Raw genomic sequence first — 20,499 nt, 5'->3', positions numbered from 1 at the left:
ACCTTCACCTGGCGCCGGCCTTTACCTGGAGGGCGGCGGAGGCCAGCACGGCCCAGCCGGCCAGGAAGAGGACGCCGCCGATCGGGGTGATCGCCCCCAGCCACCGCGGCCCGCCAAGCGCCAGGCCTGCAAGCGTGCCGAGGAAGATCGCGGCGCCCGTCAGAAACAGCGGCGGGGCGAAGCGGGCGCGGCTCGCGCCCAGGCCGATCAGGCTGACGCAGGCGAGGCTCGCGAGCACGTGGACGAAGCCATATTCCGCGCCCGTTCGCATCCAGCCCTGGGCCTGCGGATCGCTCAGGCCGTGGGCGGCGAAGGCCCCCAGGGCGACGCAGAGAAAGCCGAGGACGGCGGCGAGGATGAGCCAGGTGCGCATGCCGCTGACATGCCGCAGATCGGGCAGGGTGCGCAATCGCCCCCTGTCGCCATGGCGCAGCTGGTGCGCGAGGCGGAACTCCTCTCCCCGCCGGGGAGAGGGCTCGAAACCTTAGTCTTTCGCGCGTTCCTGGTAGGAGCCGTCTTCCGTCAGGATGACGATGCGGACGCCAACGGCGATATAGGGGGGCACCATGGTCTTCACGCCGTTGGAGAGGATCGCCGGCTTGTAGGACGAGGAGGCGGTCTGGCCCTTCACCGACGGCTCGGTCTCGACGACTTCGAAGGTCGCCAGGCGCGGCAGCTCCAGCGCGATCGGCACGCCGTCGTGGGTCGAGAGCGTCACCTGGACGCCGTCGGTCAGGTAGGGGGCGGCGTCGCCGACCACGTCCACCGGGGCCACGACCTGGTCGAAGTTCTCGGGGTTCATGAAGTGGAAGCCTTCGCCGTCCTGGTAGAGGAAGGTGTAGGTCCGGTCGTCGACGATGGCGCGTTCCACCGTCTCGGTGGTGCGGTAGCGCTCGGAGATCTTCACCCCGTCGGAGATGCGCCGCATGTTCAGCTGGGTGACCGGCGTGCCCTTGCCCGGGTGGATATTTTCACAGGTGAGGACGACGTAGAGCTTGCCGTCCAAATCGACGACGGCGCCTTTCCGGAGCGAGCTGGCGGAGACCTTCACGTGATCAATCCTCGATGATGTTCGCGGGCGCGCGAGGGCCCTCGCGCGATTCCGCTGTCAAATTGTTGTCGCGCCCCTATAGCGATCCCCGCCAAATTCGCCAGCCTTTACCCATTTGCGCCTATTGGCGCCCCCTAGCGAGCCTCAGTGTCCAGCCCCGATCCCTCGCCCTGGTGGGCCCCTGAGCGACACCGCGACCGCCGGCCGTTCCTGATGGCGCGGGCGGGGATCACCCGGGCGGTGCGCGGCTGGTTCGAGGGCCAGGCCTTCGTCGAGGTGGAGACCGCCGCCCTGCAGGTCTCGCCCGGCAACGAGGCCCATCTGCACGCCTTCGAAAGCGAGTCGATCGGACCCGGGGGCGAGCGCCGGCCGCTCTACCTGCGCACCTCGCCCGAGTTCGCGGCCAAGAAACTGCTCGCCGCCGGCGAGGCGCAGATCTTCGAACTGGCCCGCGTCTGGCGCAACCGCGAGCGCGGGCCGCTGCACCATCCGGAGTTCACCCTGCTGGAATGGTACCGCACGGGCGCGCCCTACGAGCAGCTGATGGCGGACTGCGCTGCGCTGCTGCGCCTCGCCGCCGAGACGGCGGGGACGGAGCGGTTCGACTTCCGCGGGCTGAGCGTCGATCCCTTCGCCGAACCGGAACGGATCACCCTGGCCGAGGCCTTCGACGGCTTCGCACGCATCGACCTCCTGGCCAGCGTCGGCGAGGGCGGCGAGACCGACGCCAAGGCCCTGGCGGCCGCAGCCAAGGCGGCTGGCGTGCGGGTGGCCGCTGACGACACCTGGGCCGACGTCTTCAGCCGGGTGCTGGTGGAGAAGATCGAGCCGCGCCTGGGGCAGGGTCGGGCGACCATCCTTTGCGAATACCCCACGGCCGAGGCGGCGCTCGCCCGGCCCAAGCCGTCCGATCCCCGGGTCGCCGAGCGGTTCGAGCTCTATGCCTGCGGCGTCGAGCTGGCCAACTGCTTCGGCGAGCTGACCGATCCGGCCGAACAGCGTCGACGCTTCGAGGCGGAGATGGCGGAGAAGCAGCGCGTCTATGGCGAGCGCTATCCCATCGACGAGGACTTCCTGGCGGCGCTCGCGCAGATGCCCCCGGCCAGCGGAGCGGCGCTCGGCTTTGACCGGCTGGTGATGCTGGCGGCGGGCGCGCAGCATATCGAACAGGTGCTCTGGGCGCCGGTGGCGAAGCCGTAAACGCCCCCTCCGTCTCGCCTTCGGCGATCCACCTCCCCCGCTGCGCGGTGGAGGATCTGGGCCGAAGATGCTCCACCGCGTAGCGGGGGAGCTGTCGCGAAGCGACTGAGGGGGCGTTCGGCGCCGGGGAGGTCCCAAGTTGCTTGAAGCAATCCGCAGGTCCATATGCCGCCCTCCATGCGGCCTACCCGAACGCTCCGAACGCCCGAAGATCTCGCCGAGGCGGGCCTGATCGCACCCGACCGCGTCGAGGCGTTGTCGCAGGTCGCCGCCCGCTATGCGGTGGCGATCACCCCGGCCATGGCCGAGCTGGTCGATCCGGCCGATCCGGCCGATCCGATCGCCCTGCAGTTCGTCCCCGATCGGCGCGAGCTGGAGAGCCAGGGCCCTGAGAGCGCCGATCCGATCGGCGACGCGACCCACAGCCCGGTGCTCGGCGTGGTCCACCGCTACGCCGACCGGGTGCTGCTGAAGGTCACCCACACCTGCGCGGTCTATTGTCGCTTCTGCTTCCGCCGCGAGATGGTCGGTCCCGACGGGGAGGGGACGCTGACCCCGGCCGAGCTGGACGCGGCGCTGGCCTACATCGCCGGCCGGCCCGAGGTCTGGGAGGTGATCCTGACCGGCGGCGACCCGCTGGTGCTCTCCGCCCGGCGGCTGCGCGAGCTGATGGCGCGGCTGGGCGACATCGAGCATGTGAAGGTGATCCGCCTCCACACCCGCATTCCGGCCGTCGATCCCGAGGCGGTGACGCCCGAACTGGTCGCCGCGCTCCGGGGCGCGCGCCAGGCGGTCTATGTGGCGCTGCACGCCGACCACCCCCGCGAGCTGACGCCCGCCGCCCGCGCCGCCTGCGCGCGACTGGTGGACGCAGGCGTCCCGCTGCTGGGTCAGACGGTGCTGCTGAAGGGGATCAACGACGATCCGCAGACGCTGACCGCCCTTTTCCGGGCGATGGTCGAGACCCGGATCAAGCCCTACTACCTACACCATGCCGATTTCGCGCCGGGCACGGGCCACCTGCGCACGACGCTGGAGGAGGGGCAGGCCCTGATGCGGGGGCTGCGCGGGACCGTCTCGGGTCTCTGCCAGCCGACCTATGTGCTCGACGTGCCGGGCGGCTACGGCAAGGTCCCGGTCGGCCCGGTCTATCTTTCCGAAGCGGGCGAGGGGACCTGCGTCGAGGATCCGAACGGCGGCCGGCACGCGTATCCGCCTGCATGACTACAACCACTGCTTGAGCTTCGGCAGCTTCCTGTGCACATCTCGTGGACAAGGCGCGGCGAAGGCTCGGCTGTGTCGTTGTGGCCGCATCGCGGCGACGCAAGGCGCGCTATAGCTAAATGCCGAGGGGCCAGACGCGACTGATTCGAGTGACGATCGTGAGAGATATGAGCGAGCCGCCGTGGATCCGAAGTTATGCGCTGACGCCGAAGCGCCTGAGCGAGGGCGGCTGGGTGTGGTTCCAACCCTATGAATGGCGCTGGGAGCGGCCGCCGGCGCATCTGCCGAACGCAGTGAATCCGCCGCGCGTGCGCACCCGCAAGGCGCGTCCGGCCGGATCGGTCGTGGCTGAGCAGCGCGCCTAGCCGCGCAGGTCGGCACTGGGGCGAGGCCCTAGGCTGCCGGCCGGAAGACCCACAGTCTGAAGAGCGCGAACTGGGTGGCCGTATAGGTCGCCATGGCCAGCAGCTGGGCCGCCGCATGGCCCAGCGCGGTCTGCGGCAGGGCCAGGCCCGCCAGCGTCAGCACCGCCTGGTTCAGCGCAAAGGCGAAGATCATCACCGCCGCGTACCGTCCGGCGGCGCCGCGCGCCGGGGTCGCCTGACGGAAGACGAAGGCCTTCTGCAGTCCCAGGCCGAGCCCCGCGCCGACCAGATAGCCCGCGGCGTTGGCCAGCCGGCGGTCGACGCCCAGCCCCACGTCCAGCGCCAGGATCACCGCCAGGCCCACCGCCGTGGTGATCAGGCCGGCTCCGCCGAAGCGGGCGAGGAGGCCCGCCTCGCGCTTGAGATCCAGGCTCGTCACGTCAAGCTTGGGCAAGCGTGTAGTACTGCGCGCCGAGGGGAAGCCTGGCCATCATCGGCTCCAGCGGCCGGAGCGCCTTGAGCGGGCCCGGGAAGAAGCCGGTGTAGGTCACCTCCACGTGGGCGAAGCCGGCCTTGCGCTGGCGCCTGGCCAGTTCGCCGGCCGGGATCAGCACCGCGTTCGCGTCGAACGGGCAGGTGGCGACGATGTAGCGGCTCACCGGATTGACCGGGTTGTGCTCGAAGATGGCCATCCGGCCGCCGGGCGCCGTCCGCTCGTGCAGCCGCCGGAAGATGGCCTCGTGCTCGTCCGCCTCGATATGGTGGAAGACGCATGCCGAGAAGATCAGGTCGTAGCCCTCGGCCGGCGCGGGCGGAGGGCCCTTCGGATCGTAGGCCACGAACTCCGCCGCGCCCGGAAAGCGCGCCCGGGCGACAGACAGGCTCTTTTCCGAGACGTCGACGGCGGTGATCTGGGCCTCGGGGAAGGCCTCGCGCAGGTGCGGGGCTGAGTTGCCGATGCCGCAGCCGAAGTCGAGCACCCGCTTGGGCGTGACGCCCAGGGCGCCGAGCCGCCGGGCGATCTCGACGATCTTGTAGCGGGCGAAATAGTCAGGGCTCTCGCCGGTGACGGCGAGGTTGCTCTTGTGGGTCGCCAGGTATTCCTCGGCGAACTTGTCGAACTCGGCGACCTTCACCCTTGCGCCTCTCTCTGTCCGCTCGCCGTATCGGGCGAGCGCAGCACCTCGTCGATGAAGTAGAGCGGCCGGGCCTTCACCTCCAGGAAGATGCGGCCGATGTAGGCCCCCATCACCGCCAGACACATGAACTGGCCGACGCCGAAGAAGACCATCATCATCGCCAGGCTCGTCCAGCCGGGGGTCACATGGCCGGTGAAGAAGCCGATCATCACATAGATCAGCAGCGAGAAGGCGATGATCGCGCCGGCGCCGGCCAGCACCACCGCCAGCTTCAGCGGCAGGGTCGAGAAGCTGGTGATGCCGGCGGTCGCCAGCTTGACCATCTTCTTCAGGGTGTAGCCGGTCTCGCCCGCATAGCGCGGGTCGCGGTCGTAGAAGACCTCGCTCTGGCGTCCGCCCATCCATGAGACCATGCCGCGCAGGAAGCGGTCCTGCTCGGGCATGGCGTTGAGCCGGTCTACGGCTCGACGCGACATCAGCCTGAAGTCGCCGACGTTGCGCGGGATCGTGGTCTCGCTCATCGCGCTCAGCAGCCGGTAGAAGAGATCGGCGGTGAACAGCTTGAAGGCGCTTTCCTTCGCCCGCGTGCGGCGCTGGGCGTAGACGACGTCAAAGCCCTCGTCCATGCGCGCGCTGAGCTCGCTCAGCAGCTCGGGCGGGTCCTGCAGGTCGGCGTCTATGATCAGCACCCGCGCGCCGCGCGCCAGCTTCAGACCAGCGGTGACCGCCAGTTGGTGACCGTAGTTGCGCGCCAGGTCGACCCCGACGACGCAGGGATAGCGCGCGGCCATGGCCTGGATCTGCGCCCAGGTGCCGTCGCGCGAGCCGTCGTTGACGAGCAGCAGCTCGAAGGACGATCCGGCGACCGCCTCGCAAGCGGCGACCATCCGCGCCGTGAAGACGGGCAGGGTCTCTTCTTCGTTGTAGCAAGGCGCCACGACCGAGAGCGCCGGCGCGCCGGCGGGCGGCAGCGGTCTCAAGGCGATGGGCTCTCCGCGGACGGTCGGGCTCATGGCCGCCATGTCGCCACCAGCGTGGGGCAGGTCAAGCAAAGAAGCGTCGCGACCTCGACACGGGGCTCGACCGCCCCCTGTAAAGGCCCGCCCCTACAACCCACATGGCGCCTATGAGCTCAGCTTCGCCCGCCTTCGCCCTGACCCTCGCGCTCGCCGCCGCCGTCGGCCCCGCGGCCGCCCAGCCGGGCGCCATCTCCCCAGGCTATTGGGAGACGACCAACCAGGTCGTCTCGCCGATGCACTCGACCAAGGTCGAGCGGCGCTGCATCCGCCCGAAGGATGTCGCCAAGTTCATGGAGGGGCCCAGCAACCATATCTATCGCTGCACCTATCCGACCCGGGTGGTGGGCGCCGGCACGATCAAGCTGAAGGGCAGCTGCGCCACCCGCGACGGCAAGCCGATCCCGGTCTCCGCCGAAGGCGCCTTCACCGACGACACCTTCCACATGGAGGCTCGCGTGGCCGCCCAGTTCGGCCCGATGACCATCCCGGTCCGCGCCGTGACCGACGCCAAGCGGCTGGGCGCCGACTGTCCCGCGGAGCCCGAGCCGGCCGCAGGCGGGACGAAGTAGGGCGTCTCGGTCGTACGCTAGGGCGCGCGCGGCCTCAAAATTCCCCGTCATCCCGGACGGCCTGCAAGGCCGAGCCGGGACCCAGGGGCGGTGCGCACGGCCCCTGGGTCCCGGCTCTACGCTGCGCTTCGGCAGGGATGACGGAACGTGGAATGTACCGTCATAGCGTCGCCGCCTCATCCGAGTCCGAAAACCGCGAGACTCTCGCGGCTGCAGTCCCCATCTTCCGGCCATGGACCTGGACCCCGAAGCCTGCCGCCGCGCCTTCGTCACCCGTGATCCGCGCTTCGACGGGCGGATCTTCTGCGGGGTGAAGACGACCGGCATCTATTGTCGGCCGATCTGCCCGGCGCGGACGCCCAAGGCGCAGAACGTCGTCTACTTCCCCTCCGCCGCCGCCGCCCAGGAGGCGGGCTTCCGCCCCTGCCTGCGCTGCCGCCCGGAGGCCTCGCCGGACCTCGGCGCCTGGCGCGGCACCTCCAACACCGTGTCGCGGGCGCTGGCCTTGATCGAGACCGGCGCGCTGGACCAGGGCGACGTCGACGCGCTCGCCGCCCGGCTCGGCGTCGGCGAGCGGCAGCTTCGCCGACTGTTCCGCCAGCACCTCGGCGCCTCGCCGGTCGCGGTCGCCCAGACCCGGCGCGTGCTGCTCGCCAAGCAGCTGATCCAGGAGACCCGCCTGCCGATGACCGAGGTGGCGCTGGCGTCCGGCTTCGGCAGCGTGCGGCGGTTCAACGAGACCTTCCAGCAGCTGTTCGACCGCGCGCCGGGCGCGCTGCGGCGCTCGCGACAGCCGGCGGAGAGCGCCGCAGGGACCGGGGTGACCGTGCGGCTCGCCTACCGCGCGCCCTACGACTGGGACGGGGTGATCGGCTTCCTGGCCGCCCGCGCCATTCCCGGCGTCGAGGCGGCAGCGCCCGACCGTTACGCCCGCACCCTCGCCATCGACGGCGCCCGCGGCCTGGTGATCGTCCGGCGCGGCGAGGGAGACTGGCTGGAGGCGGAGATCCGCTTCCCGAAGCTGCAGGCCCTGCCGGCGGTGATCGCCCGCATCCGTCGGGTGTTCGACCTCGCCGCCGATCCGGCGCTGATCGGCGCCCACCTCGCCCAGGATCCGCAGCTGGCGCCGCGGATCGCCGCGCGCCCCGGACTTCGCGCGCCGGGCGCCTGGGACGGCTTCGAGCTGGCGGTCCGCGCCATCTTGGGCCAGCAGATCACCGTGGTCGCCGCCCGCAATCTCGCCGCCCGGCTGACCGAGGCCTATGGCGAGCCGGTCGACGACCCGGCGGCGGCGGCTCTCGGCCTGACGCGTCTCTTCCCGACGCCGGCGCGGCTGATCGGCGAGGACATCGCCGCCCTGGGCATGCCGCGCGCCCGCGGCGCGGCGCTGGAGGCGCTGGCCCGGACCGTCGCCGCCGATCCGACGATCTTCACCCCGAGGGCCGATCTCGACAGCGCCGTCGCCGCCCTCTCGGCGCTGCCGGGCGTCGGCGAATGGACAGCGCAGTACATCGCCTTGCGCGAACTGCGCGAGCCGGACGCCTTTCCGCACGGCGACGTCGCCCTGATGCGGGCGCTGGCGGACGCCGACGGCCTGCGGCCCAGCGCCCAGGACCTGCTCGCCCGCGCCGAGACCTGGCGGCCGTGGCGCGCCTACGCCGCCCAGCACCTGTGGGCCGGCGACGCGGCCCAGCCTGCTTCCCAGACAATGCTCAACAAGAGGAGCCGCAAGCATGACCGACGCGCGGCCTAGCGCCATCTCCATCGCCCGCCTGACCACGCCGATCGGGGTCGCCCTCCTCGCCACCGACGAGACCGGGGTGCTGAGGGCCTTCAACTGGACCGACTACGGGCCGCAGATGTCGGCCTGGCTGAAACGCCACTATCCCGCGACGCCGCCGGTGGAGGGCGCCGCCCCGGTCGCGATGCGCCGCGCGTTCGAAGCCTATTTCGCGGGCGAGGGCGGCGCGCTCGCGGCCGTGCCCTGGCGCGCCGCCGGCACCGCCTTCCAGCTCGGCGTCTGGCAGGCGCTCTGCGCCATCCCGCCCGGCGAGACCCTGAGCTATGCGGGCCTGGCCGCGCGGATCGACCGGCCGACGGCGATGCGGGCGGTAGGGTTGGCGAACGGCGCCAATCCGGTCGCCCTGGTCGTGCCCTGCCATCGGGTGATCGGCGCGAACAAGACGCTCACCGGGTACGGCGGCGGGCTGCACCGCAAGCGCTGGCTGCTGGCCCACGAGGGGGCGAGCTTCAAGGACCAGCTGGCGGCCTAGTTCCGGCGGCGCAGCCGCGTCAGGAGCAAGGGCGCGAGCGACAGCAGCGCCAGCGCCGCCAGGGGGCCCAGCAGTTGCGGCGAGCGCAGCGCGGCCTTCAGCGCCGCCTGCGAGCCGATGGCCTCGCCCAGGCCCGCGCCCAGGCCGGCGTAGATCAGGGCGGTCGGCACGCCGCCCGCGAGGGTGGCCAGGGCGTAGGCGCGCAAGGGGACCGCCGCCAGGCCGGACGCGATGTTCACCAGGGCGAAGGGGACGACGGGGAGCAGCCTCAGCGTCAGGACGTAGGTGAAGGCGCTGCGTCCGAAGCCCTGGATGACGCTCTGCAGCCGAGGGTCGTGGCGGGCGCGGCCGAGCAGCAGCGGGGCGAAAGCCGAGCGCGCCGCCGCATAGGTGATGATCGCCCCGCCGGCGCCGCCGAGCAGGATCGCCGCGCCGCCGAGCCAGGTTCCGAAGACCAGCCCGCCGGCCAGGCTCAACATCAGGGCGACGGGCAGGCAGGCGCCGGTCAGCAGGGCGTAGCCCAGGATGAAGCCGCCCACCGTCAGGACGGGGTGCGCGCCGACGAGGGCCTGCAGCTGCGCGTGCTCGCGTCCCAGGGCGGCTGGCGACAGCTTCTGCGGCAGGCCGCTCCAGTAGGCGAGGAGCGCCACGGCGACCAGGGCCACAAGCGGGGCGAAGCGCCTGGCCAGGCTGCGCCAGCGCGTCGGACGCCGCAGCGAATCCGAAGGGGGCGGGGCGTCGGGCGCGGGCGGACTCATCACGCCTTCTTAGCAGAGACCGGCGACGGAGACGCACGAGCCGGCCAGCGGCGTAACATTGCGGAAAATTCATCCGTCGCCACGTCGCGTTCAAGCGACGGTTCAGGTATCAGTGACATGCGAGGAGTCGTGTTCGGGCCGGGAGGCGTCTGATGACGACATTGACGGAAATTGTAGCGACGGTGGTGGTGCATTCCTCCGCCGCGGCGCTGTCGCATTTTGGCGTGACGCTCGAGCCCGCCCCGACCGCCCGATCCGCGCCGCCCCATGTGGTGGAGCGGGTGATCGCGCGCACGCCGCGGGCGCCGGAAAAACTGGCGAGCTGCCCCAAACCGCGCACCGTGCAGGCCGACCTCCGCGCCTGATCCCCTTGCAACGCCGCGCAGGGATGTGGGCGAAAAGCCGCAATGATTCGCCGGCTGTTTGCGCGCGCGGCTATCGAAGGTAATCCTTCTCGGGTGACAGCGCGCTCGGGGCGAGCGGGTTTGCCGCATCGGGAAGGCGCGCATGAAGATTACGAGACGTCCTCCGCCGACGGATTTCGGGGCTTCCAACGACGACGGGATGGCGGCCGCCGCCCCGGAGACGGCGGGCCGCGAGGAGATCGTCCGCGAGGAGGCGCCGGTCGAGGCTGAGGCGCTCGCCGCGGAAACGCCGGCGGAAGAGCCGGTTCCGAGGCCGATCTCGAAGGCGACGCGCGCCAAGGCCGCCGCCGCGGCGGCGATCCTCGCGCGCCCGCCGCCGCCGGCCCCGGCGCCCGCCGCCTGGCCGCTCTATCTCACCGCCTTCGCCGTCGCCGTGCTCTGGGCGGCGGGACCCATCGCCTTCGCCGTCGGCTACCGCGGCGGCGTCGCGCCGCTGCAGAACGACGGGTTCGCCCTGATGGTCTTCGGCCTGCTGGCCATCGGTCCCGCGGCCCTGGTGTTCGGCGTCGCCTATTTCATCCGTCAGGGGCAGACCCTGGCGGCCGAGAGCCGCCGCGCGCGGCAGATGGAGCAGACCCTGCTCAGCCCCGCGCTGCGCGCGGCCGCCGAGGCCGGCGAGGTCACCCGCGCGGTGCGCGAGGAGATCGCCGCGGCGGCCCAGGCGGCCGACACCGCGCGCCAGAGCCTGACCGCCCTGCGCGAGGTCCTCTCCGCCCAGACCGAGGGCCTCTCCCAGGCGACCCACGCCTCGCTGAACGCCGCCCAGCAACTGACCGGCGAGCTTGGCCGCGAACGCGGCGAGCTGCATGCCCTGACCCAGGCGCTGGAATCCCAGGCCGTCCGCGCCGCGGAGGTCATCGACCAGCAGACCCAGAAGGTGGCCGGGGCGTCCCGCGCCGCCGAGACCCAGCTGCGCGACGCCGAGTCCGCTCTGGCCGCCCGTGCGATCGGCCTCGTGTCCGCCGCCGAGGAGGCGAGCGGCGTGGCGCGCACCGCCGGCGAGGATCTCGCCCGCCACATCGCCCGGCTGGAGACGGCCGGCCTCTGCGTCGCCGACCAGGTTCGCGCCGTGGAAGGCGGGCTCACCGACCAGCGCTTGGCGCTCGCCGCCCTCGCCCAGACGCTGCGCGAGGACCATCAGGGCTTCGCCGCCGAGGCGGACGCCCACGGCGCGCGGCTCGACGACTTCATCGGCCAGGCCCGCCGCGCCGCCAGCGAGATGAGCGAACGCGCCGTCGACGCCGGCGGCGGCCTGCGGGCGCTGATCGCCGAGGCCGCGGAACGTTTCGCCGAGCTGTCGGCCAATGTCCGCGTCGAGCGCGAGGCGCTCGGCGAGACCGCTGCGGTCTCGCTGGCGGCGATCACCCGCGCCGCCGGCGACCAGCGGGCCCGGCTGGAGCTGGACAACCGCCAGTCCGTCGAGGCGCTGGCGCGCGCCGGTGATGAGATCCGGGAGGCGGCGGCGCGCCACGCCGCCGCCGCACGCGAGCAGGTCGACCAGCTCTCGGAAGCCGCCTTCGTCGCGGGCCAGAAGGCCAACCAGGTGTTCGAGGCCCGACTGGAAGAGGCCCGCGCCCTAGTCGAACAGTCGGCGAAGATGGTCGGCGACGCCGGCGCGGTCGCCGCGCGCAAGCTGGACGAGGGCGCCGTCGCCGCGCGCGCCACGCTCGACGAACTCAACGAGATGATGGCGGCGATCGAGGCCCGCACCCGCGACCTGCCGGCCGACGCGCGCGCCCAGGCCGAGGTGGTCCGCGCCGCCGTCGGCGAGGGGATCGACGCCCTGATGGCGCACGCCCGGCGCACCGCCGAGGAAGCCCAGGCGATCGACCTGGCCTTCCAGGAAAGGGTGCGCCGCAACTTCGACATGCTGAGCGAAGCGGTCCGGCTGATGGGGACGGTGGCCGCCGCCCCTGAACCTGCGCTGGCGGCCGCGCCGCCTGTGGCGACGCCGCCGCAGGCGCCGCCGTTCACCGCCGCCTATGCGCCGCCGACCGTGCGCGCCGCCGCGCCGCCGCTCGAGCCGGTCGCCAAGCCGGCCAAGGCCAAATCCGAGGCCAGGCCCGAGCCTGCTTCCGAGCCCAAGGCGGCGCCCGAACCCTCGCCGACGGCGAGCTCGGGGCTCGCCGAGCGGCTCGGCCTGCGGCCGCGCCTGAAGCTGACGCCGACAGCCAGCGACCAGGAGTTCTCGGCCATCTTCGAAGCCGCCGGCGGCGCCGGGCCGGCCGCCAAGCCGACCGACAGCCTCACGCCGCCGGCCGCGGCCGAGGCGGAGGAGGCCGACGAGGAGGAGCCCGCCGAAACCTGGACCTGGAAGGACCTGCTGGCCTCGCTGGGCGGCGGGGACGGGGCGCAGGAATCCGACGAGGCCGTGCTCTCGGCCGAACTCGGCAAGATGGGGGTGGAGCCCGAGAAGCTGCTGCCGGAGGCGCGGATCGGGCAGATCGCCGCGGCCATGCAGACCGGCGACCTCGACGGCGCGCGCCAGGTGGTCAAGAAGCTCGCCGGCGCCGCCAGCCGCCGCATTGTCCGCCGGCTGTTCACCGACGAGGCGCTGAAGACCAAGGCCTCGACCTTCGTGCGGCGTTATCAGGCGCTGGTGGACGACGCGGCCGTGCGCGACCCCGAAGGCGTGCTGATGGCCGAGATCCTCGGATCGGGCTCGGGCCGGGCCTTCCTGCTGCTCGACCAGGCGCTGGGCGACGCCGCCTGAACCCGGCGCCCGCCCCAGGCCCAAGGGCCCTGACGGTCGGCGTAGAGTGCTGGCCGATCGCCGGCGCCTTCGTCATCGCCCGGGGCGCGAAGACCGAGGCCTGCGTGGTGGTCGCCGAGATCGCCGCCGAGGGGCGCCGCGGCCGCGGCGAGGCGGTCCCGTACCCCCGCTACGGCGAGACGCTCGAGAGCGTGCTGGCGCAGATCGAACAGGCCCGCCCGGCGATCGAGGCCGGCGGCGACCGCGCGGCCCTGCAGCGCCTGCTGCCGGCCGGCGCGGCCCGCAACGCCCTGGACTGCGCGCTCTGGGACCTGGAAGCGAAGACGGCCGGGGTGCGCGCCTGGACCCTGGCCGGCCTCGCGCGGCTGGATCCTGTGAAGACCTGCTTCACCCTCAGCCTCGCCGCGCCTGACGCCATGGCCGAGGTCGCCCGGGCGCACGCCCGCTGGCCGATGCTGAAGCTGAAGATCGGTTCCGCCGACCATCTCGATCGGATCGAGGCGGTTCGTGAAGCGGCCCCGCACACCCGCCTGGTCGTCGACGCCAACGAGGCCCTGACCTTCGACATCCTGCGCCGGTTGGCGCCGGAGCTCGCCAAGCTGGAGGTCAAGCTGCTGGAGCAGCCGCTGCCGGCGGGCGAGGACGCGGAGTTGGAGGGCTACGAGAGCCCGACCCCGCTCTGCGCCGACGAAAGCCTGCACACCCGCGCCGAGCTCGCCGCCTGCGCGCGCCGCTATTCGGCGGTCAATATCAAGCTCGACAAGGCCGGCGGCCTGACCGAGGCGCTGGCGCTGAAGGCCGAAGCCCGGGCGCTGGGCCTGGAGATCATGGCCGGCTGCATGGTTGCGACGTCGCTGGCCATGGCCCCGGCCTTGCTGATCGCCCAGGGCGCCCGCTACGTCGACCTGGACGGCCCGCTGCTGCTGGCCCGCGACCGTGAGCCCGGCCTGCCGATCGCCGGCGCCCTGATCGAGCCGCCGCCCGCCGACCTCTGGGGATGAGCGGCCCCACGGTCGCGCTGGCGATCGGCCGCGTCGGGGCCATGTGGAGGGGGAAGGGGCCCAGTCCCGCCCGCCCTGAGGAGCCGCCGCCCGCCATGGACGTCACACGTCACCGCGCCCACAGCGCCTGGATCAACGCCGAGCGCATCAAGCGCCTCTCCGACCGGTTGATCGGGGTCGGCCCGATCGGCATCGGTCTCGACGGGGTGCTCGCCTGGGTTCCCGGCGCCAACCTGATCTACAGCCTGGGCGCAGGCGGCCTGCTGATCGCCGAGGCTGTACAGGTGGGGGCGTCGACCGCCACCCTGGCCCGCATGGGCCTCTATATCGCGTCCAACAGCGCCATGACCGGCGTCCCGGTGCTCGGCTGGGCCATGGACACCCTGTTCCCCGGCCACCTGATGGCCGCCAGGGCCCTGCAAAAGGATATCGAGGCGCGGTTTGGCCGCCCGGCGGAGGCGCCGCGATCGAGCCGCTTCGGCTTCCGCAGACCGGTCGCCGGCGTCTGATCCGCGCCGGGCGCCCAGGACTTCAGGTCCTCGGCGGGCGCGAGGCTCAGTTGCGGTAGTAGTTGCTCCAGACGCCCCCGCGACGGCGACCGCGTCGCGTGAAAAGGCGGAGAATCCATCGACCTGTAAGCGCGCCCAACAGGTAAGCGAGCACCACGATCAGAATGAGCAGCTGCAAGCTCATTGCTCAGGTTTGTCCTTCCACGGCGGCGGGGCCCCCCGACACACCTCTCACTGGCGCAATCATGAAATCTGCCGAAACGTTCCGTCGATGCGCGGTGGGGTCAATGCGCAACCGCGCCTGGACGCTCCGTTCAACCACCGCGCTCAACAAAGCTCCATGGCGTCCGCGCCAGAGAGCGCGCACCGTCTTCATTAGACCACGGGCACAGCGCTGTCATGGCTTCTTACCGCCGGTGAACTGGCGGCGAGATGGTCGCCGAGCCTGAGAGCCAGGGCCACGATCGTCAGAGTGGGATTGGCGAATCCGGACGTGGGGAAGGTCGCCGCGCCGGAGACGTACAGGCCCTTGACCTCGAAGACCTCGCCGTTGCGGTCGACCACGCCCGTGCGCGCGTCGTCCGCCATCCTGGCGGTGCCGATATGATGCCCGCCGATCCGCGTGCAACGGTCCGCCGCCCCCGCCGGCCCGGCGGCGTCGAAGGACACCTCGGCCTTGCCGCTGGCGTTCAGGCGCTCGGCGATCAAGGCCATGCCGCGGGCCAGCATGTCGCGATCCTGGGCGGTGGTTCGCCAGTCGATGGAAAGCCGGGGCATGCCGAGCGCATCGACGTCCTGCGCCAGGCTCACGCGGCTGTCGGGATTGGGCGTCTGCTCGGCGTTGACGTCGAGGGTGTATCGGCCGTTGCGGTCGCGGAGCACGACGGACGGCAGCTTGCGGAAGGCGAGGTTGCGGCGGCGCACCCAGTCGACGCCGAACCGCGTCAGGCCCGGCGCGCCGCGCACGACGTTGGCCAGGTGCGCGGCGTAGACGCCCGTCAGTCCGCCCTTGATCTGCTTGCGGGCGGCGTGCTCGGTGGACGTCATCTTGCGCCCGTATTCCGGCACCAGCAGGTCCTTGACCAGGAACATGGCCGAGAGGACCGGATTGCCGTGCGACGGATCGGCGATTTTCGGGTGGTGCGGCCGCAGGATGAGGCCGCCGAGCTGCTCGCGCCGCTGCGCCTCCGGCGACAGCCAGATATAGCGGCGGCAATAGACCCCGTTCGGCGCCCGGTCATAGTCGAGACGGACCTCGCTGTCGGGCACGCGGAAGCGGACCTCGGCGATCTCGCCCTCGAGATGGGACTGGTAGAAGCGGCCGACCAGATCCCGCTCGTTGCCCAGGCCGCACGCGCGCGCCGACTTCGAAGCGAGCAGCAGGCGGGGCGTCTCGAGCGCGCCGTTGCACAGCACGACGCGGCGAGCCTGGACCTTGAGTCGCCGGCCGGTGGTAGTGGCGAGGTCCAGTCCGCGAACCTGGCCGCCGTCCGCCGACGTCAGGATCTCCAGCACATTGGCGTGCATCAGCACGCGGATGCGGCGGCTCTGGGTCAGGCGGTCGAGATAGGCGCGGCCGAAGTGGGTCGGCTCGCTGAACCGTTCGATGCGATCGAGGATGACGTCGGGGTCGATCACCCCGTCGATCATCGGATGCGGATCGTTCGGCAATCCGTCGGCCGCGTGGAAGGCCTCCGGCCCGGCGCGGCAGACCTCGAGGGCGTCGGCGTGGAAGGAGGCCGCTTCCTCGTAGGTGATCGGCCACCGGGCGTGGGGGATCCAGGGGCGCGTCTCGAAGTCGATCGGATCGAAGGGGATGCAGCGTCCGCCCCACACCGCCGAGGTGCCGCCGAGCGCGCGGCGGCGGTAGAGGTGGACCGGGCCGTGATCCTCCGGCGCGATCTCGGCCGCGCGGTAGAATTCCTGGGCCGCCTTTTCGAGATCGGGGCCGCCGGCCTCCAGCAAGAGGCAGTCGACGCCCTTGGCCTCCAGGCGCAGGGCCAGGGCGATGCCGGCGGGGCCCGCGCCGACGATGGCGACGTCGGTCTCGAAATGATCGGGGCTCTGGGGGTCGCGAGCGCTAGTCAGCATGTCAGGGCCGCTGCACGGCGGCGGCGGCGTCCTTGAGGTGCGCCAGGCGGGAGGTCCCGACGATGACGCTGTCGACCAGGGGATGGCGCGACGCGCGCGCGATCGCCTCCGCCGGCGGCAGGTCGCGCTGCAGCCGGATGACCTCGCGGGCCAGGACGCCGACGTCGCGATGGCCGATCCGCTCGGCCGCCGACGGGGACATCTGCTCGATGAGGTCGATCGGCAGTTGCAGGAGCGAGAGCTCCGGCCAGTCGAGGGCGGCGTCCAGCGCCGCGGCGTCGTCGCAGGAGGCGCCGATGTGCAGGACCTTGCCCTCGGTCTTCAGGCGGACGAAGGCCGCGCGGAGCTCCGGATCCCTCAGCGAGGCGGCCGACGGACTGTGCAGCAGCAGGCCGTCGACGTGGTCGAAGCCGAGCCTGCGCAGCGAGCCCTCGATGCTGGCGGCGAACGCCGCGGGCCGGAAGACCGTGGAGATTTCACTGCCCCGGCGGCTGGCGACGGCGTCCTGCGCCTTGGCCGACATCAGCGGCTTCAGCAGCGGCTTGAACGGGCGCAGGAGCTGCATCTTGCGCGAGAAGCTCTTGCCGAGCTTGGTGATGACGAAGGCCTCGTCGCGGCGCTTGCGCAACGCCCGGCCGATCTCGCGCTCGCTGTCGCCCTGGCCGTAGACATTGGAGGTGTCGAAGGTGCTGACGCCGAGGTCCAGCGCGCTCTCGAGGGTGAGGCGCACCTCCCGCTGCGGCGTCATATTGTTGAACGAACCGACACGGCTGCAACCGAGTGCGATGCGACTTAGCTGCGCCTTGCGCGACTCGACTTGCAACTGACCAACTGAGGACATTCGACGCGCCTTTGGGACGCCGATCGCTACACGAGGCCTGCCTGTGCATCAACTGCTCAAAGCTGAGCCTGGAGCCGGGCGCGCGCCTTGCCCTTGCCGAGGGCGGCGGCGCACAGTACCTGCCCCTGCCGTCGGCTCCCGCCGACGATCTGCGAGAGCGCCATGACGAAACGTGAATGCTGGCTCGTGGACTCCTCGTTGCTGAGCGGCGCCTACGCCTACCACCTGGCGGAAGCGCTTGCAGACCAGGGCGCGGCGGTCAGGCTGGTGGCGCGCCCCTTACGCCCAGGCGAGGAGCTGCCGCCGACGAACATCGTCTACGATCCGCTGTTCTATCCGCTCGGCGAATGGGCGATGCGCTTCGCCAAGGGGGCGGGGCGAAACGCGGCCAAGCTGGTGAAGGGGCTGGAGCACGCACTGGGGTTGGCCAAGCTGGTCTGGCGCGCGCGTCAGGAGCGGCCCTACTGCGTGCACTTCTCCCAGTTCGTGCTGCCGGCGCTGGATCGGCTGGCGATCCGCGCGCTGGAGCGGACCTGTCCGGTGGTGGTGACGGTGCACAATTCGGTCCCCCTGCACGGGGTGCGTCCGCGGGCGGTGCGGGAGGAAGACTTCTTCGCCGCCTATCGCGCCGCCGACGCGGTTTTCGCCCACACCGAAACCACGCGGAAGACCCTGCTGGCGCGGGGGGTGGCTCCGGACAAGATCCACCAAATCAGCCATCCGCCGCTGGCGCTGCGGCAGGAATACGAACCGCACGCACGGGGCGACGCCTTCCGGGTGCTGCTGTGGGGCGCGATCAAGCCGTACAAGGGGGTCGAGACCCTGCTGGAGGCGACCGCCCGGGCGATCTCGACGGAGCGGCCGATCGAGGTTCGCGTCGTCGGCAAGGCCTTCTATGACGCCTCGGCCCTGGTGGCGCGCGCGGCGGAGCCGGACCTGCGCGAGCGCACCTCGCTCGAGCTTCGCTTCATGACCGACGCCGAGATCGACGCCGAGCTGCGATCCTGCGATCTCGTCGTCTTCCCCTACCATGAGATCGACACCAGCGGGACCTTCCCAACCTCGCTGCGCTACGGCAAGGCCATCCTGGTCAGCAATGTCGGCGGCTTCGCCGAGTTGCCGCTGCCGCCGGACGTCCGGCGCTGGGCGGTGGTTCCGCCGCACGATCCCCAGGCGCTCGCCGAGAGCCTCCGCACCCTGGCTGAGGATCCAAAAGCCTACGAGGCCAACGTCGAGGCCTTCCGGAAGCTCTTTGAGGGACTGCAGACCTGGGCGGACGTCGCCGCCAAGGTGATCGAGGTCTATCGCGAGGTCGGGGCCGATGTGGCCGGCGGTCTGGCCGGAGGCGCGGCGGGGTCCGCCACGGCGTCCGTCAGCGCCACGACGCCTCGCCGGAAGGTCGTCGAAGCCGCCCAGAGCTAGCCCGGCTGGATCTCAGAAGGCGAAACGCTCGGCCGTCAGATCGCCCTGCACGGCGGCGGCGATGGGCCGAAGGCATCGCTTCCAGTCGTACCGCTCCAGGCAGGCCGCCTTGAAGGCGGCGAATTCGGCCGCGAGCTGTTCGCCGGGCTGGTCGCGCAGCTCCTGCAGGATCCGCCCGATCTCGGTCGAGCTCTTGATGTGGCGCACGAATTTCGCGCTGTGGGGCAGGCCCTCGAACTCCGCGCCGATGTCGCAATAGCTGAGCACGACGCAGTTGCGCGCCACGTACTCGACGGACTTGAGCTTGAAGCCGCCGACGAACCGGTCGGTGACCAGGCCGAGCCGGATCCCGCCCGCCCAGTCGATCTCGGACGGGACCACGAGGCGCGATAGCGCGCCGAGCGTCTCCGCCGCCGAGGGGTCGCTGACCAGGATCGGCAGGCCGGGCGAGGGCTCCGCGGCGAAGGCGGCCAGGTCGCGCCGCTTGCGCCACCAGGCGTAGGAGCCTGTCAGCACGATCTCCGGCGTCAGCTGCGCCGAGGGCGACAGGGCTTCCGCAGGCGGCGCCCCCGGCGGCGCCAGCCAGAGGCTCTTCGCGCGGATGCCGGCCAGCTCCAGACCCTGGATGTCCGCCTTGGAGATGCAGACGAGCTCAATGCCGGGGTCGGCGTAGAGGCGCCGCTCGAACGCCAGGGCGAACGGCAGCATCATCCGGCCGACGGGCGACGGGTCCGTCCGGGCGATCAGCGAATGGACGTTGTGCGCCATCTGCACCCGCCGCACGCCCATGCGCTTGGCGACGGGGGAGACAGGGAAGGTGACTTCGTTGTTGAACAGGGCGACGTCGTAGGCGGTCGTGCGCAGCTGATCTTCCAGCAGCTTGGCGTTGCGGCCGCTGATGTAGCGGGTGCATTCCGGCGGCGCGCCGCTGAGGATTCCCAGGAACTTCTTCAGCTTGCCGACCGGCTCCAGCTCCAGGACGTCGACGTCCATCAGCGACTGCAGATTGGCCAGGATCTTACGATAGACGACCTCGTCGCCGCCGCTCGCCTCCGCGGAGAGCTGGGGCCGGACGAACAAGCAACGCATCATCCTTCGCCTCTGCGGCCCTTCGCCTGCAACGATTGTGCCCTTGGCCGAGCGGGCCGGGCACGCGGGTGGATTTGCACGGCCCAGCCTGCCTTGTCCAATTTACAGTTGATCGCCGGCGGCTAATGTTCGCGCCGGTTTCAACAGGGTTCAGATATGCAGCAGTCGCCCCGCGCTCCTTCGGTCGATGGCGATGCGCCGCCGCTGATTCGTGTTCAGGACCTCAGCCAGTTCCGCCTGCCAGACCACTTCCGGGGGCGCTCGGCGATCATGGTGCTGATCTGGTGGACGGTGCGCGACACCCTCTTCCTGTGGTCGCCTCAGCCCCTCTACGGCTTCCGCAACTGGCTGCTGCGCCTGTTCGGCGCGAAGATCGGCAAGAACGTCATCGTTCGTCCGACCGCCCGGGTCACCTATCCCTGGAAGCTGACCATCGCCGACAACGCCTGGGTCGGCGATTTCGTCGAGCTCTATACGTTGGGCGAGATCTACATCGGCGAGAGCGCCTGCGTTTCGCAGAACGCCTACATCTGCACCGGAAGCCATGATCTGCGGTCGGTCGGCTTCGACATCTTCGCCAAGCCGATCCGCATCGAGGCGGAAGCCTGGATCGCCTCGGATGTCTTCGTCGCGCCCGGGGTCACCGTCGGTCGCGGCGCGGTGGTCGGCGCGCGGTCTACCCTGCTGCGGGACGCGCCGCCCTATGCCATCCTGGCAGGCTATCCTGCTCGCGTCGTAGGCAGCCGCGACCCTTCGTTGACGCCAGGCGACGACGCCGCGGCGGCGTGAGTCGGACGCGGCGCCGGTGGG

The 20,499-nt window shown here is 71.4% G+C and carries 21 protein-coding genes; 12 read left to right on the top strand and 9 right to left on the bottom strand.

The window, feature by feature from the left end; all coding sequences use genetic code 11:
* Window positions 1-4: 4 nt before the first annotated feature.
* A complete protein-coding gene (locus ACSQ2B_RS07930) occupies window positions 5-409 on the bottom strand; it encodes a DUF423 domain-containing protein (protein ID WP_436048822.1) in 405 nt (134 codons plus the stop codon).
* A 75-nt stretch (window positions 410-484) separates the two neighbouring features.
* The gene (gene efp / locus ACSQ2B_RS07925) at window positions 485-1,051 is read right to left on the bottom strand and encodes an elongation factor P (RefSeq protein WP_436048819.1); all 567 of its coding nucleotides are present in this window, start codon (window positions 1,049-1,051) and stop codon (window positions 485-487) included.
* A gap of 147 nt (window positions 1,052-1,198) precedes the next feature.
* On the opposite strand from efp, the gene epmA reads away from it, so the two are divergent.
* The 3 genes from epmA to ACSQ2B_RS07910 all read left to right on the top strand — a co-directional run bounded on the left by epmA (window position 1,199) and on the right by ACSQ2B_RS07910 (window position 3,840).
* Window positions 1,199-2,251, top strand: a complete 1,053-nt coding sequence (gene epmA, locus ACSQ2B_RS07920) for an EF-P lysine aminoacylase EpmA (RefSeq protein WP_436048817.1) — start codon at window positions 1,199-1,201, stop codon at window positions 2,249-2,251.
* 177 nt (window positions 2,252-2,428) lie between these two features.
* Window positions 2,429-3,475 (top strand): lysine-2,3-aminomutase-like protein, encoded by a 1,047-nt coding sequence (locus ACSQ2B_RS07915; protein WP_436048815.1) that lies wholly within the window; start codon window positions 2,429-2,431, stop codon window positions 3,473-3,475.
* Window positions 3,476-3,642: 167 nt separating this feature from the next.
* Window positions 3,643-3,840 (top strand): hypothetical protein, encoded by a 198-nt coding sequence (locus ACSQ2B_RS07910; protein WP_436048813.1) that lies wholly within the window; start codon window positions 3,643-3,645, stop codon window positions 3,838-3,840.
* Window positions 3,841-3,868: 28 nt separating this feature from the next.
* Here ACSQ2B_RS07910 and ACSQ2B_RS07905 read toward each other — a convergent pair whose 3' ends face one another.
* Genes ACSQ2B_RS07905 through ACSQ2B_RS07895 form a run of 3 tightly spaced genes read right to left on the bottom strand, consistent with a single transcriptional unit; the run spans window position 3,869 to window position 5,992 of the window.
* Window positions 3,869-4,279, bottom strand: a complete 411-nt coding sequence (locus ACSQ2B_RS07905; protein WP_436048812.1) for a GtrA family protein — start codon at window positions 4,277-4,279, stop codon at window positions 3,869-3,871.
* 1 nt (window position 4,280) lies between these two features.
* Window positions 4,281-4,976, bottom strand: a complete 696-nt coding sequence (locus ACSQ2B_RS07900) for a class I SAM-dependent methyltransferase (protein ID WP_436048810.1) — start codon at window positions 4,974-4,976, stop codon at window positions 4,281-4,283.
* Window positions 4,973-5,992: a glycosyltransferase gene (locus tag ACSQ2B_RS07895; RefSeq protein WP_436048808.1), complete on the bottom strand. Its 1,020-nt coding sequence runs from the start codon at window positions 5,990-5,992 to the stop codon at window positions 4,973-4,975. Before ACSQ2B_RS07895 ends, ACSQ2B_RS07900 begins: the two co-directional genes overlap by 4 nt.
* Window positions 5,993-6,105: 113 nt before the next feature.
* Here ACSQ2B_RS07895 and ACSQ2B_RS07890 point away from each other — a divergent pair, with 113 nt between their 5' ends.
* From ACSQ2B_RS07890 to ACSQ2B_RS07880, 3 genes are all read left to right on the top strand, one after another.
* Window positions 6,106-6,567, top strand: a complete 462-nt coding sequence (locus ACSQ2B_RS07890; protein WP_436048806.1) for a DUF3617 domain-containing protein — start codon at window positions 6,106-6,108, stop codon at window positions 6,565-6,567.
* A 232-nt stretch (window positions 6,568-6,799) separates the two neighbouring features.
* Window positions 6,800-8,320, top strand: a complete 1,521-nt coding sequence (locus ACSQ2B_RS07885; protein ID WP_436048805.1) for an AlkA N-terminal domain-containing protein — start codon at window positions 6,800-6,802, stop codon at window positions 8,318-8,320.
* Window positions 8,301-8,840 carry a methylated-DNA--[protein]-cysteine S-methyltransferase gene (locus tag ACSQ2B_RS07880; RefSeq protein ID WP_436048803.1) on the top strand — a complete coding sequence of 180 codons (540 nt, stop codon included), beginning with the start codon at window positions 8,301-8,303 and terminating at the stop codon, window positions 8,838-8,840. Before ACSQ2B_RS07885 ends, ACSQ2B_RS07880 begins: the two co-directional genes overlap by 20 nt.
* Here the strand turns inward: ACSQ2B_RS07880 and ACSQ2B_RS07875 are convergent.
* Window positions 8,837-9,598: a TVP38/TMEM64 family protein gene (locus tag ACSQ2B_RS07875; protein WP_436048801.1), complete on the bottom strand. Its 762-nt coding sequence runs from the start codon at window positions 9,596-9,598 to the stop codon at window positions 8,837-8,839. The genes ACSQ2B_RS07880 and ACSQ2B_RS07875 overlap by 4 nt on opposite strands.
* 152 nt (window positions 9,599-9,750) lie before the next feature.
* On the opposite strand from ACSQ2B_RS07875, the gene ACSQ2B_RS07870 reads away from it, so the two are divergent.
* The 4 genes from ACSQ2B_RS07870 to ACSQ2B_RS07855 all read left to right on the top strand — a co-directional run bounded on the left by ACSQ2B_RS07870 (window position 9,751) and on the right by ACSQ2B_RS07855 (window position 14,246).
* Window positions 9,751-9,963, top strand: a complete 213-nt coding sequence (locus ACSQ2B_RS07870; protein ID WP_436048799.1) for a hypothetical protein — start codon at window positions 9,751-9,753, stop codon at window positions 9,961-9,963.
* A gap of 142 nt (window positions 9,964-10,105) precedes the next feature.
* Entirely contained in the window at window positions 10,106-12,736 is a 2,631-nt protein-coding gene (locus ACSQ2B_RS07865; protein ID WP_436048797.1) for a polar localization protein TipN, read from the top strand.
* Window positions 12,733-13,737, top strand: a complete 1,005-nt coding sequence (dgcA, locus tag ACSQ2B_RS07860) for an N-acetyl-D-Glu racemase DgcA (RefSeq protein ID WP_436049609.1) — start codon at window positions 12,733-12,735, stop codon at window positions 13,735-13,737. The genes ACSQ2B_RS07865 and dgcA overlap by 4 nt, the downstream gene beginning before the upstream one ends.
* A gap of 95 nt (window positions 13,738-13,832) precedes the next feature.
* Window positions 13,833-14,246 carry a DUF4112 domain-containing protein gene (locus ACSQ2B_RS07855; protein ID WP_436048795.1) on the top strand — a complete coding sequence of 138 codons (414 nt, stop codon included), beginning with the start codon at window positions 13,833-13,835 and terminating at the stop codon, window positions 14,244-14,246.
* Window positions 14,247-14,621: 375 nt separating this feature from the next.
* Here the strand turns inward: ACSQ2B_RS07855 and ACSQ2B_RS07850 are convergent, their stop codons facing one another.
* Window positions 14,622-16,337 (bottom strand): FAD-dependent oxidoreductase, encoded by a 1,716-nt coding sequence (locus tag ACSQ2B_RS07850; protein ID WP_436048794.1) that lies wholly within the window; start codon window positions 16,335-16,337, stop codon window positions 14,622-14,624.
* 1 nt (window position 16,338) lies between these two features.
* Window positions 16,339-17,178: an aldo/keto reductase gene (locus ACSQ2B_RS07845; RefSeq protein WP_436048792.1), complete on the bottom strand. Its 840-nt coding sequence runs from the start codon at window positions 17,176-17,178 to the stop codon at window positions 16,339-16,341.
* A 162-nt stretch (window positions 17,179-17,340) separates the two neighbouring features.
* Between ACSQ2B_RS07845 and ACSQ2B_RS07840 the strand changes: the two genes are divergently transcribed.
* On the top strand, window positions 17,341-18,600 hold the full coding sequence (locus ACSQ2B_RS07840) for a glycosyltransferase family 4 protein (RefSeq protein ID WP_436048790.1): 1,260 nt from the start codon (window positions 17,341-17,343) through the stop codon (window positions 18,598-18,600).
* A 12-nt stretch (window positions 18,601-18,612) separates the two neighbouring features.
* On the opposite strand, the gene ACSQ2B_RS07835 is transcribed toward ACSQ2B_RS07840, so the two are convergent.
* On the bottom strand, window positions 18,613-19,692 hold the full coding sequence (locus ACSQ2B_RS07835) for a hypothetical protein (protein ID WP_436048789.1): 1,080 nt from the start codon (window positions 19,690-19,692) through the stop codon (window positions 18,613-18,615).
* Between the two features lie 153 nt (window positions 19,693-19,845).
* On the opposite strand from ACSQ2B_RS07835, the gene ACSQ2B_RS07830 reads away from it, so the two are divergent.
* Complete coding sequence (locus tag ACSQ2B_RS07830) at window positions 19,846-20,478, top strand: WcaF family extracellular polysaccharide biosynthesis acetyltransferase (RefSeq protein WP_436048788.1); 633 nt, start codon at window positions 19,846-19,848, stop codon at window positions 20,476-20,478.
* Window positions 20,479-20,499 lie beyond the last annotated feature (21 nt).

This window comes from Phenylobacterium sp. LjRoot225, assembly GCF_964252855.1.
Taxonomy (GTDB): domain Bacteria; phylum Pseudomonadota; class Alphaproteobacteria; order Caulobacterales; family Caulobacteraceae; genus Phenylobacterium.
The sequence above is the reverse complement of the archived record's forward strand: the minus strand, read 5'-3'. Positions and strand labels throughout refer to the sequence as shown.